The sequence below is a fragment of the Bacteroides sp. UBA939 genome (assembly GCF_002293435.1).
In the GTDB taxonomy this organism is placed as follows: domain Bacteria; phylum Bacteroidota; class Bacteroidia; order Bacteroidales; family Bacteroidaceae; genus Bacteroides.
In genome coordinates, this window is sequence record NZ_DBDF01000025.1 from 1 (window position 1) to 13,518 (window position 13,518).

Sequence of the window (13,518 nt, forward strand, 5' to 3'; positions counted from 1 at the left end):
GAGGAGAATAGAGATACTCTTATTAATCACTAATCATTAATCACTTATCATTAATCACTAATCACTAATCATTAATCACTTATCATTAATCATTAATCACTAATCACTAATACTAATCACTAATCACTGCTCCGCTCCGCTTCGCTAAATTCTCATTCATAATATAAACTATTTATGACGAGGCACTCAGAGTTTATACTATGTACACTGTAGTAAATCATTCTTCAATGTTTCTCTTTCGTTGCAGCGCTTCCAGAAAATAGTAATCAGCATAGTTGAGCGGAACGTCTATTTCACTGTTATGAGGAATACTACCCACGCTGTGCATCAGCAGGAAATTCCCGTTTGTCCCCACCGGCGCCAGATAGGCGGGGGATGCCAACGACTTCATGATGCGGTCGGCATATTCCTTGTAAGCACCGGGGGACTCTACGGGGGACGTGCTAAGTTCATATAATGCGGAGGCGATAATAGCGGCGGAAGAAGCGTCACGCGGTTCATTCGGGATCTTGTGAGCATCCATATCCCAGTAAGGAACCAAGTCTTCAGGCATATTCTTGTGGTTCTTCATAAACCGGAAAGTCTTAACGGCCTGTTCCAGATATTTTCTGTCTTTGGTTTCGCGGTAACATACGGTATATCCATAGATAGCCCATGCCTGCCCTCTTGCCCATGCCGATTCGTCGGCATACCCTTGCGCTGTCTGGCGATGGCGTACTGTTCCGTTTTCAATGCTATAGTCTATCACGTGGTAGCAACTTCCGTCCGGACGGAAATGTTCCTGAAGAGTACGGTCGGCATGCGAAACGGCTATCTTGTAATAAGTTGAATCGTTCGATAAACGGGTAGCGTGAAAGAGGAGTTCCAGATTCATCATGTTGTCGATAATAACGGGACATTCCCAACCGCGTTGTGCCTGCCAGCTATTACCGTTGACATTCCAACTCTGAATTACTCCCGGAATTTCACGGAACCGGGTACTAAGCGACTTGGCAGCTTCGACAATCACGCCGGCATAGTACTGTTCGCCTGTCAGACGCAGCGCGTTGCCATAGCTGCACTCGATAATGAAACCTACGTCGTGATGCCATGTCAGTGTCTTGCCTTTTTCTATTTTTGCTGTCAGTGCTTTTGCGGCTGTGAGGAAAGCAGTATCTCCGTTCATCTCGTAGAGATACCAGAGGCTACCGGGGAAGAAACCTGAACGCCAGTCCGAATATCCACAATAGTGGACACTACCATCTGCCTTGAGCGTTACGGGATTGAGCCATTTGCCTTTGGCTTTCATACCGTCGAGTTCCATGCCGATTTGTCTGGTTGCTAAATCAATGTTGGTTTGAACGAACGAATTGTTTTCACATGCCGTCAATGCGAGCGAGAGGAATATTGCTATTCCTAAAATCTTCTTAATCATCGTAGGGTTTATTTAATTTGAATATTGAATTTATATTCTCCGCGTGCGGTCTTACCGTTTGCCGTCAGACAAATTCTGTGGATCTCACTGCCCCAGACGTTTGATAAGCGGCGGTCATCGAGTTTGACGGTTTCGATGGAGGCGGTGAAGACTTCCGCATCGTAAACAAGCTCTGCTGTTTTACCTTTTATACTTATATCAATGACTCCTTTATTTATGATTCTCGCCTCGCCCCAAGTCATGAAGTGCACAACATTCGCAACATCGGGGTTGCTTATATCAAATCGATCCGTTATGTGGAGTCCCTTTTTCTTCAACGCATAAGTGCGCACCCACGAGTTTATGTTTCCTTCCTGCGGATATGCTTTGCCGATGTCGAGACTGAATGTATTCTTGTTTTTGTCGAACTTGACGTTTGCCGAGCGGTATCGCTTGCCGTACCTTTGCTGAAAGCCGTTGATTCGCGGCAGGTTGTGATAATCGCTTTGCATAGTCCAGATGGTGTACCTGTCTCTGCCGAACGTCTTGCCGGTATATGTGCCTACGCCTGCATCAATAAACACGGGGGTGTTGTCAACATACAGATTGAATGTGCCGGTGTCGTTATGATTATGGCTTTCATCGTTGTATCCGCCTTTGGCTGCAAAGAACAGGCAGTCGTTCGTCATGTAACAGAACTCGGTGCCCGCATACCATGTATAGGCGGGATGGCGGAAGTTTGCCGCAACCGTCTCCAACTCCTTATGATAAAGGAAAGACTGTAATAGCCGGAACATGTCTCTGTTGACGTTTATTTTCCTTTGGGGATTTAGCTTTTCCATGTAGGCGGCGTAGCCTGTCATCAGTTCGCTGCCCGTATCCTTGCCGAAGCGGTAGACAAATCCCGCTTCGCCTCCACCTTTGGCGGAAGCATCGGCAAAGTTGACTACCCAGCCATCTCCTACATACGAACGTACAATGTATTCGCCGAGATTGCGTACAATGGGCTGATGGAAGATATCAATCTTTCCGGCAGTTCCCATTGACAGCATTTTCAGGTAGTCGTAGAGTTTTCCGGCAGCATGTCCCCAATACGAGGGACCTTCTTCACATGCTCCGTCATCCTTTACGTAATTAAGAAACTGGTCTACCGAAACCATCGTGGTATATACGGCTTCCGCCAGTCGTTCGGGGTCGTTCTCAAGCAGGAAGAAGCATTGCAGCACGTTGGCGTTGCACCACACATTCCAGTTGTTTACCAGCGTACCTTCCCCGGCGTTCTTCGCCTGCCACCAAAAGGGGTGCTCACCCATGTAGGCATCGAGTGTACGGGCTTTTACTTCCTTGTAAAGCCGTTGTGATACCGTTGGGGTCACCTTGTCCATTTCAGCTTTCAGGTAATAGTATATCCACGCCATCACTGCCGAAAGATCGCCGGAAGCAAGGTCTATCACATGCCACGATGTATCGGGCAACGAGCGTTTTGAAGCCTGATATGGACCGATGTGTGCAGGCGATACCCACGAAGTCATTTCGCTGAAGTAATAGACTCCGTCGATAATATCGTCGATGAATCGTCCTTTCCCCTCAGCAAGTTCTGCGAGGAAGAGTTTGTTGAGTGCGGTTACGTTGGCGCTGAAAGCATTGTCGGCAATACTACGATTGCCCGTGCGTTCGTATTCAATGTAGTCGGTAGCTTTGATGTACCTCCACCGGTAGTCGAGACAAGATTCACCATCTTCGATAAGCTGCTGGCGGTAGTCACCCAAAAACGCATTCCAGCCCTCGCGGTCGGCGTAGGCAGGATACGGAACCCATTTTTGGTTGAGTACGACGGTAGATTCTACCTTTTGCAAATCAGCAGTGTGTTGCAGTATATCGCGCTTGGTGTAGGATTGCAATGTCATTGAAAGCACCGCAAGCAATATGAAAGAAGTCAGTTTGTTTACGAATGGCATAAGCATGGATGAATTGTTTTTTTAACGTGAGTTCGACGGCATCTTGATTCCCGGATTTGCCGGTGTATCTGTCTTTCAGAGAAGCGAAACGACAGACACACCGGTAATCAAATTCATCAATACATCCAACCCGGAGTCTTGGTCAGATTCTTGTTCTTCTCAACTTCCGCAGCCGGAACAGGCCAGCAGTAGAAATAGTCGCCCGGCCACTGGTAGGTCGTACCACCTGTACTTTCCGTTCCGCCCCAAGCATTTTGTGCATTCACCTGCGCATATTTGGTTTCCTTGAGTGTTTTCCATCGCATTTCGTCGAAGAAGTTAACACCCTCACCCATCAGTTCGCGACGGCGTTCATCGCGTACATAGTTGCGGGCAATAGTCTGGTCGGCAAACGAAGCATCCATAGTAGGAACACCTACACGGTCGCGTATTTGCTTCACGAGTGATTTCGCCTTTGCCAAATGTTCCGATCCACCCTGTTCAACCTCTGCCTCAGCCCACATCAGCAACACGTCGGCATAGCGAATTATAGGTTCGTCGACAGGATTTTGCTCGCGGCGCATGTATTCAAGTCCCTCTCCTACAAATTTGCGATGGATGTACTTGAATTCGGCCTGTGCGTTACAGCTTCCGGATGTATAATAAGTAGCGGGAAGCGCTGTATTAGTCTTAGGTTCCGCAGCAGCTTGGTCGGCATAATACTTACCTGCAACCGGCCAACGGTAAGTGTACCATGCTTCTTCGGAAGAGTTACTGTTCACACCCCGGAAATCGGCATAAGGAGTCACTACATTCATGGCTAAGCGCGGGTCGCGATTGGCATAGGCTTCTTTCAAACGGGCTTCGTTACCCTCCGCCAAATAGAGTTCCTGAATGTTTGCGTCAAGTTTGGTAAGCTCGGTATTAATTGCAGTAGTGGTAGCGGCAGTAATCTCATTACCGTCAAGCAATTTATCGCGTAGAAAATAAACCTTGCGATTCTTGGTTCCCGATGCACTGATCTCGTCCCAGTTGGGAAAGAAGTGTTTCCAGTCGAAAGGTCTCACAGTGTTGGCATCAACCACTTCTTCGTAAAGGTCCACAAGCATGGGTGTTACCTGCAAGTCTGTCCAGCAGCCTCTTGAATCTTTCGCACCTTGTTGAAAGGCTGCGGTAAATTTCTGTATACCCGTTCCATATCCTGTAGGGTCTTCAATATACTGCACGCTCATGATCATTTCTTCACAACGTTCGTTTTCCACCTTAAACAACTTACGGTAGTCGGAGGACAATCCATATCCCATCTGGCCAACCTTTTCAAAGTCGGTAGCCGCTTCCGAATAGCTTTTTGTAAGCAGATACGCACGTCCGCGCAGTGCATAGGCGGTACCTTTGCTTACACGTCCTTCGCCTTGAATGTCATTGTTCTTCAGGTTGGGTTCGTTGATGGCGTCAGTCAGGTCTTGAATGATGGCAGCCCAAACGTCGGACTCAGGCGATTGCCCGCGGTCATACTTGTCAGGGTCTACCGATTCGAGGTAGAGAGGTACGCCAAACCCGTCGCGACCGAACATTTCGTTGAGCCGCATATAGAAGAACGCACGCAGAGTTTTGCATTCCGCCACCAATCTTGCTTTCTTTTCGTTATTAATAGGAGCCAGTGCAATCTGTTCGATAGCAGCATTGGCACGGTTAATACCCGAATAACACCATTTCCAGTGGTAGGAGAAGCGCGTATTGCCGGCTGTTACGTTCGAAGCGAAAAGACCGTCGATACCATATTCGCCTTGACCGGTCATGCCGTATGCTTCAAATCCATAGTAACCTATATCATTGCTTGCTCCGACAATCTGATTACCATTGATGGGACGTTGCAGCGAATAATAAACACCGATTACACCTTGATCGACAAGAGCCTCGGTAGTCCACATGGTGGATTGTGATATTTTATTGCTTGGAGCCGTATCCAAGAGTTCTGTACAGCTTACCATGCCTGCCATTATAGAGAGGGCGGTAGCCGAAAGTATAATATAATTCTTCATGATTGATAAAATTTAGAATGTTACTGAAACACCGCACGAAAGCACTCTCGATATAGGATAAACCGTCAGCGAAGTACCTACTTCGGGGTCTATGCCCCGGAAGGCTGAACTTTTAATGGTCAAGAGGTTCTCGCCTGCCACGAACACACGGCAGTTGTTGATACCCGATGGAGCAATCCACTTCTTGGGCAGCGTGTAGCCAATCTGCAATGACTTCAGTTTCAGGTAAGACATGTTATACAGATAGAATGTGGAGTTTGTCATAGACGATGACGAAGTCAACAGTCTTGGATACTTCCCATTGATGTTTGCATTCGAATCGGTAGCGGGGTCATAAGCAGGACCAAGTTCTTTAAAGTCATTGTAAGCAGCCATCGCATCGTAAGAATAATACAGTGAATAAGCATCCGACGGCATGGTATCGCCAACGTTTCCAAGGTGAGAACCGTTTGCTCCGCGTTCGTTCAAGTAACCATATACGCCCAGACGTGCAGCCCATTGCATACTGAGATCGAATCCTTTCCATTCGGCATCCAGACTAAGACCGAACAACCATTTCGGAGTGGTAGTCTTACCGGTGAATACCTTGTCGTCAGTACCGCCATAGATACCGTCGCCATTGTTGTCGTTCATCAGCACCTGTCCGTACCAGAGGTTAGCTGCTTCCGGACCTACTTTCGTATTACTGAAGTTATAACCTGCTGCAATCATCTGTTGCACCCATTCGAGGTCAGCTTTTGTACGAATCATACCGTCTTTCGGGCCTCCTTTGGGATTGACTGTTCCGTCGGCATTTTTGTATTGTCCGCTTCCGCTATAAGGTGTTTGGAGGAACCATTCGTCAATCGAGTGTCCTTCCACACGGCGGGTATCGCCACCGGTTGTTACATCCGCAAGGTTGGTATAGCGCCATACTCCGGAATTGCCGAATGCATCATTCACGGTTTCATCGAACTCATATTTAAGCGCTCCGTTATATTTGGTAATTTTGTTGCTGTTGTAGGTAGCGTTCAGTACAGCGGAATACCTGAAATCTTTGATTCTATCGTTCCATGTAAGGTTGAGTTCCAGACCTTTGTTGTTCATCTCATACATGTTCGCCTTCTGAGACGAGATACCGTTACCTACTGTCAGGTACATAGGAACATCACCAAGCATGTCTTTTGTATCGCGGTTGTAGTACTCAAACTCAAGCCCGAGGCGGTCGTCAAGGAAACGTGCTTCAAAACCCACATTGGTGGTATAAACCTTTTCCCAGGAGAGAGTCAGGTTAGATTGTGTCTGCTGAATGATACCGTTCTGTATGGACTCATTGAACACATTGTTGACCTTGCCGTAAAGAGCCTGCCATGCATAGTTGCCCGAAACCACGTTACCGAGCGAGCCGTATGAAGCGCGGAGCTTCAGGTAATTAACGTATGGTTTGACGGGTGCATAGAAATTTTCTTCACTGATGCGCCAAGCGATAGAACCCGACGGGAAGAAACCACCGCGATGCCCCGGTGCAAAACGGGATGACTGGTCTTCGCGTCCGTGCAATTCGAGGATATACTTGCCGTCGTAAGAGTAGCCGATACGACCGAAATAGGAAATCATTGCATAACCTCTAAGCTCGGCATCTGTCGGCGCTCCGATTGATACCATTTCGGCAGCCGAAGTAATGTCTGTTACACTCCAGTCAAGCAAACCTTTCTTTTGTGCATCGAAGCCCGTCGACTCTGTCCAATACTGTTCATAACCCAACAATCCCGACACGTCGTGTTTACCGAACGTATTGTTATAACGAAGCAACAAGTTGGCAGTATACGCACGCGAGTTGTAGCTATAGCGATATGTTGTTGCCTGGTCGAGAGTTGAATTTCCTTCCTTGGGATTTTCGAGACTTTCGCGGAAACTGTATCGGGGTTGCAACTGGCTGTAATGCTTATCGTTGCGGAAATACTCGTTATAGTTGAAACGCGCTTCCCCTTGCAGTCCTTTCAGTCCGAGGTTAGCGATAGCATACCAAGTTGTGTTGAGGCGAGTGTATTCGTTTTGTCCGCCTTCGGCGGCAATCTGCTGGAGGATATTATCTTTATTGGTAGTGTTTGGGTCTTCGGAAGCACCATACTTTCCTTGATATTCAGGAGTTATTCCCGGGAAAGCCTGCATAAGATAAGTCATCGAGACACTGCCCGGATCTTTATATTCCTTCGTCATCCAAGTCTGGGTACCGAGAGTGAAAATCTTGGCAATCTTTGTCTCTACGTTTGTGCGTATATTAAAGCGTTCCATACCTGTGTTGCGCACTGTACCGGGATTGTTCTGATAACCGATTGAGAGCATATAGGTGGTATTTTCGTTACCGCCCTGAACAGACATGTTATACTTCTGGTAATGATTGGGTTGGAACAGAACCTGTGCCCAGTCGGTATTAGGGAAGGCAAGCCAGTTTGGAATCTGGACACCGTCAGAGTTGGTGTACATTCCGTTGGGATTCTTGTCTGCCTCGCGCCATGCGTCGATGCTGCTCTGCGCATAGTCATCCGAACTCGAAGTAGGGTTAGCGTTGCGTTTGGCTACGTTGTGAAGATGCATCCAGTCGGCAGTGCTCGACATAAAAGAGAGGTCTGTCATTGGTTTTGTCTGCGCAAAGAGAGCGGAGAAAGTAACGCGTGGCTTTTCGTTACGTCCTTTCTTGGTAGTGACAAGGATAACACCCGCACCTGCACGCGAACCGTATATGGCAGCAGCGGCAGCATCTTTAAGGATTGAGATGGACTCCACGTCTTCGGAGTTGAGTACAGTCATGTCACCCGGTGTGCCGTCGATAAGTACAAGGGGCGAACTGCCGTTGGTAGAGGTTACGCCTCGCACCTGGATAGCTACATTTTCAGCACCCGGCGCACCACTCTGTTGTGTTACGCGAACACCGGTTGCAAGTCCTTGTATGGCGCTCGAAAGGTTCATTACCGGCCGGTTTTCGAGTTTGTCGGAACCAACGGTTGAAATAGAGCCTGAAACACTCACTTTCTTCTGTACGCCATAGCCTACAACCACTACTTCTTCCAGAGTTTCGGAATCGTCTTCCAGTCTTATTAAAAGAGAAGAGGAAGTACCTACTTTTATCAATCTTGTTTTGTATCCGATAAAGGATACTTTGAGTGTAGCATTGTCCGCTACATTTTCCAATACGAAGTTACCGTCGACATCGGTAATAACCCCGTTGGTTGTGCCTTCCACTACAACATTGGCGCCGATGATCGGTTCACCTGTGTTGTCCGTTACGGACCCTTTTATAGTCTTATTAACAGTGATACTTGCTACAACGTCTGTAGAGGAAGACAGAATGTCCGAAGCCCATCCTGAACTTGTAGCAATCAACATGAACAAAGCTCCCAATACCCATCTTTGGGGCATGAAGCTACAATGCAAATTGAGTTTTTTCATACGTATTATACTAAATGTTACGCCGCAAAAGTACATGCCTTAAGCAAGGATGGCTATAAAAATAGTCTATTGCAGTATGAAAATCGTCCAAAAGTAGTATATCAACAGGCAGAGATAGCTGTTATCCACCCAGCAACCTGTATTGTTGCGGGGTGTATTCGAACAGTTTCTTAAAACACTTACTGAAATAAACGTGTGAACTGAAACCGCAAAGGTCACTCACTTCCGCAATAGGAATATCCGGTGACTGTTTGAGCAAGGATGCCGCATACTTCAACCGGAAGTTTAAGATGAAATTATTGGGTGTCATGCCTGTAAGCGCCTTGAATTTCTGGAATAGGGTGGAACGTCCGAGCATCAGTTCAGTTGCAAGTATGGAAACGTCAAACTCCGTATTGTCGATGTATCTTTCAATGATTTCGGAAGCACGTATCAGCAAATCCTTGTCCAACGGATTAATGGAAGTCAGATCTATCTCGGAGAGCGGTTGCTTGCTAAATTGTTGCCGAATCAATATACGGTTGCGTACCAGATTGTTGGCTCGTGCCAGCAGCAGTTGTGTATTAAAAGGTTTCGTGATGTAATCATCGGCTCCCCGGTTCAAGCCTTCAATGCTTTGTTCAATGGTGTTGAGGGCTGTAAGCAGTATAATCGGAATATGGCAAAGGTCGATATTGTTTTTCATTTGCAGGCACATCTCAATACCGTTCATTTGAGGCATCATAATATCACTGATAATAAGATCCGGTTTCCGGGTACGCGCCTTTTCGAGTCCCTCAACCCCATTGCTTGCACAAACTACTATATAATAAGGTGAAAACAACTCATTGAGTATTTTCAGGAGTTCCCTGTTGTCTTCTACAATCAGCAGAGTATGCGAATTCTCTTCCGGCGGTTTGTTGCCGGCAACTGCCGTATTATTCTCTCCTGCCATACCGGCAACTTCCGTGTCAGGCATCCCATTCCTCGGATCGTTCTCTTTATTTTCCGATGAAAGCCGGATGCTTTCGTCATTAGTAAAAAGTTCGGTTGTTATAGAGAGTTGTATGGTAAATACACTTCCTTCTCCGACAGTACTTCGCACAGAGATAGTTCCATAATGTCTTTCCACGATACTCTTTACCAATGCCAGCCCTATACCCGTTCTGTTCACATTCACACTGTTGTCCCCTCTGAAAAACTGCGTGAATACCATCGGGATATCTTTTTCGGAGATACCTACTCCATTGTCTTGAATATTGATTTTCAGTTTATTATCCGCTATGCTTCCGGTTAACGTAATTTTCCCGTTGTCCGGCGTATATTTAAAAGCATTGGAGAGTAACTCGAAGAAAACCTTTTCCATTAGGTGGGCATTATACCAACAATCGAATGGGATATCCGGACATTCAAACGTATATACAATATTTCGTTGATGTGCATAATCAACGAATGACAGATATATTTCTTGCAGCAAAACCTTCAGGTTGGAGTATTGCAACGTAAGTGGTGTTTGCTTCTGTTCCAGCCTTCTGAACTCAAGCAATTCGGTAATCAACGTATTCAGGTGGTGGGCATTCTTCCTGATTTTGAGTAAATGATTATAAATAAACGAACTGCACTTATTGTTTTGCAATAACAAGTCGATATGACTGATGATAAGCGTAAGCGGTGTTTTGAACTCATGGCTGACATTGGTAAAGAAGGCGAGTTTTTCTTGATTACCTTTTTCTATATGTTGTTTTTCAAAGCGTTCTTTTTCTAACGAGAACAAGAGTATGCGTTTGGATATTTTGCTTGAAATATAGTAGTAGGAACAGCTTACCACTACGCCGATATACAAAAGCCATGCCCACCAGGTGTTATACCACGGTGAGGTAATCGTTATCAACAGGCTTATTTCCTGAGGGTTGCGTTCAGTGGTGGAAAGGCGTAGAGTATATTTGCCGGGTGACAGGTTGGTGTAGTGCAATTCTGCCTGTTTAGTGTTAATCCACTCATCGCTAAATCCTTCTAATTTGTATTTGAATTCATTTTTGGATAATCCCGAATTAAACTCAGATAATGCAAAAGAGATGATAAGATTATTCTGATCATGCTTTAACGTAAGTTCTTTCGTATAGGGAAGTGATTGGGAAAGGATGTTTGTCTTGTCTCCCGGATAGATAGGTTGGTTGTTTATCTGCAATTCCGAAAAGAATAAATTGGAATGATTGCTGTATGTAGCATCAAACTCACTTTCCAGAAAAGTGGTTATTCCTTTGGTATCTCCAATGTAAATACGTTTATCTGCCGTTGTAAGAATGCCACATTCGTTGATAATATGCGCAGATGAAGACAAGTTTGGTATGTTGATAGTAGTAAAGCTCTCTTTCTGCGGGTCGTAGCACGTCACTCCTTTATTGTATGTGAAGAGAACTTTTCCATCTTCCGTCGTGCAGATGTTATAACAATAATTGCTGGGCAGTTGTTTCTTCTCGAAAGTATAGTTAGTTATTTGGCGGGTGTGTTTGTCAAAGAAAAACACGCCATTTCCCAGTGTACCTACGTACACGCCTTCTCCGGTTGCCTTGATACGTGTTATTTGACCTGTACTGATGGTAAAACGTTCAATTTCTCCAAGGCTATCCGGTGGCACACAAGTGATATAATTGCCGGCTGCCAGATAGATATAACCGTTAGGGTCTAAATCAAAATTCTCGTAAAGATTGGGTGGAAGATGTATTTTTGTAAAGGTATCGGTTGAAGGATCCAGTTTGAAAAATCCGTTGCGCGAAGAAATATACAACTGCCCTTCCCACATTTTTATGCAATAGATTACTTCGTTGGGCATATTGCTGTCTCCGCTTTTTCGCATCTTCAAGTAGTTATGGAATTTTCCCGTACGAATGTCATACCGTGACAATCCACCCATGTAGGTGCCGACATATATTCGGTCGTACGTTTCGTCATAGCAGATACTTTTGATGTTATTGTGTAGAAGCGAGTTTTGAGAACCGGCAAAGAATTGATGGATAATATTCCATTCTTTATCTACGCAACAGATTCCCCCTCCGTCGGTGGATATCCATAAATGCCCATCCTTATCTTGCACCATTTCGCCCACGTATGAATAATAGAGCTTCTTGACAGCATTTTGCTCGTAATCATAGTGTGCGAAACGGCTCCGCACAGGATTGAAATAATTGACCCCTCCGTAGTAACTACCTATCCAGATAATGCCCAACCGGTCTTTGTATAAAGAAAATATAGACGCATGAGCCAACCCACCTATATATTTAGGAATCCGGATGAGCGAGAACTGGTCGGTCTTATAATTGTATTTCCACAATCCGTCGAAAGAGCCGAACCAGACATTACATTCATTATCTTCAACAAATTCTCTGATTTGCTGGCTACTGATATCTGCTTTTTCCACTCCTCCGTCTTTGTCTATAATATATAGGCCTTTCATACGTGTACCTATCCACAACTGTTTTTGCGAGCTTTCAAATATCTGATATATTTCCAAGCCTTTCATGAAGTGGCTACTGTGGAAAGAAATACGGTCTATCAGATAAACGCCATCTGTAGTGCCAATACATATTTTATCGGTTAATAGAGTCAGACTGCGAATCGCAGAAGTAATACCTGTTTTGAACGTAAAGACAGATTGCCCCGTATCCGAATAGTGGAACAACGAATCATGGCGCATATACCAGATTTCGCCCCGGTCACAGGCAAGAACCGGTACATTCCAATTGTTGGTCAGCTGGCTGAACTTTTCCGTATGAATATCATATTTCATAATGTTTCCGTCGGAAAGGAAGAATATATCGCCTTCTTTATTTCCTTGTATGGATGTGACTTCATTGCCCAGCCAAATCACAGAATCCTGTTCCGATGCCTTATGCCATCCTTTGTAGGATACAATCCGGTTTCCGTCATACCGGTTAAGCCCTTCGCGTGTACCAAACCACATTCTTCCCAATTCATCTTGATAAATAGATAAGACTGAAGGCTGCGTAAGCCCTTCAGGTAAACCGATATGCTTGAAATATTCTCCGTATAGAGTTGTATTTGATACTATTAATAATAATAATACCAACACGAATTTGTGCTTTATACACATTGTACATTTATACATCTTCACCAGATTTAGTGTTTGTTTCGTTTGTGATGCAAAAATATAAAATATAAAGCACGAAACAAACCCTATCCTGTATTATTCATGCCGTAGGAGTTAACCTGAATTATTCATGCATCAGGAGTTAGAGGAGTCAAAGGACGCCAACACCTCCATAAAGTTGAAAATCGATTTTTATCTGCCATCTGCCACCTNNTCTATCTGATAATAAACAAATTAGAGCGTTGCAGATACCCGTTGCAGATGTGTTGCAGATAAAGTATCTGCCACACATCTGCAACGCATCTCCCACCTACCTTCCACCTATCTCCCACCCTGCATCATCCTGCTTCGGACAGGCATATATCCCGCACCGGACAGGGCGCGATTTTAGTTTCATCGCAATGAAACCATCTGTTCCAATACGATGAAACCTTTAGTTTCATCGCAATGAAACTAAAGGTTTCAACTCTTTGAAACTAAAAGTATCACGTGTTGGAACTAAATGTATCACGTGATGAAACTAAAAGTATCACGTGATGAAACTAAAGATATCACGTGTTGGAATTAAAGGTATCGCGCATTGGTTTAGCCTGTATGAACACTACAGATTAGCCTACATTATTCATAGTG

At 45.2% G+C, this 13,518-nt stretch carries 6 protein-coding genes; 1 reads left to right on the forward strand and 5 read right to left on the reverse strand.

What is annotated here, in order from left to right:
- Positions 1-217 precede the first annotated feature (217 nt).
- The 5 genes from B2Z67_RS01725 to B2Z67_RS01745 all read right to left on the reverse strand — a co-directional run bounded on the left by B2Z67_RS01725 (position 218) and on the right by B2Z67_RS01745 (position 12,870).
- The gene (locus B2Z67_RS01725) at positions 218-1,414 is read right to left on the reverse strand and encodes a glycoside hydrolase family 88 protein (RefSeq protein ID WP_291528094.1); all 1,197 of its coding nucleotides are present in this window, start codon (positions 1,412-1,414) and stop codon (positions 218-220) included.
- Positions 1,415-1,422: 8 nt separating this feature from the next.
- Positions 1,423-3,357 (reverse strand): heparinase II/III domain-containing protein, encoded by a 1,935-nt coding sequence (locus B2Z67_RS01730; protein ID WP_414630768.1) that lies wholly within the window; start codon positions 3,355-3,357, stop codon positions 1,423-1,425.
- A 110-nt stretch (positions 3,358-3,467) separates the two neighbouring features.
- On the reverse strand, positions 3,468-5,372 hold the full coding sequence (locus B2Z67_RS01735; protein ID WP_291528095.1) for a RagB/SusD family nutrient uptake outer membrane protein: 1,905 nt from the start codon (positions 5,370-5,372) through the stop codon (positions 3,468-3,470).
- 12 nt (positions 5,373-5,384) lie between these two features.
- Positions 5,385-8,801 (reverse strand): SusC/RagA family TonB-linked outer membrane protein, encoded by a 3,417-nt coding sequence (locus B2Z67_RS01740; RefSeq protein ID WP_291528096.1) that lies wholly within the window; start codon positions 8,799-8,801, stop codon positions 5,385-5,387.
- A gap of 121 nt (positions 8,802-8,922) precedes the next feature.
- Positions 8,923-12,870 (reverse strand): hybrid sensor histidine kinase/response regulator transcription factor, encoded by a 3,948-nt coding sequence (locus tag B2Z67_RS01745; protein ID WP_291528097.1) that lies wholly within the window; start codon positions 12,868-12,870, stop codon positions 8,923-8,925.
- A 260-nt stretch (positions 12,871-13,130) separates the two neighbouring features.
- Between B2Z67_RS01745 and B2Z67_RS01750 the strand changes: the two genes are divergently transcribed.
- Entirely contained in the window at positions 13,131-13,316 is a 186-nt protein-coding gene (locus B2Z67_RS01750) for a hypothetical protein (protein ID WP_291528098.1), read from the forward strand.
- The last annotated feature ends 202 nt before the right edge of the window (positions 13,317-13,518 follow it).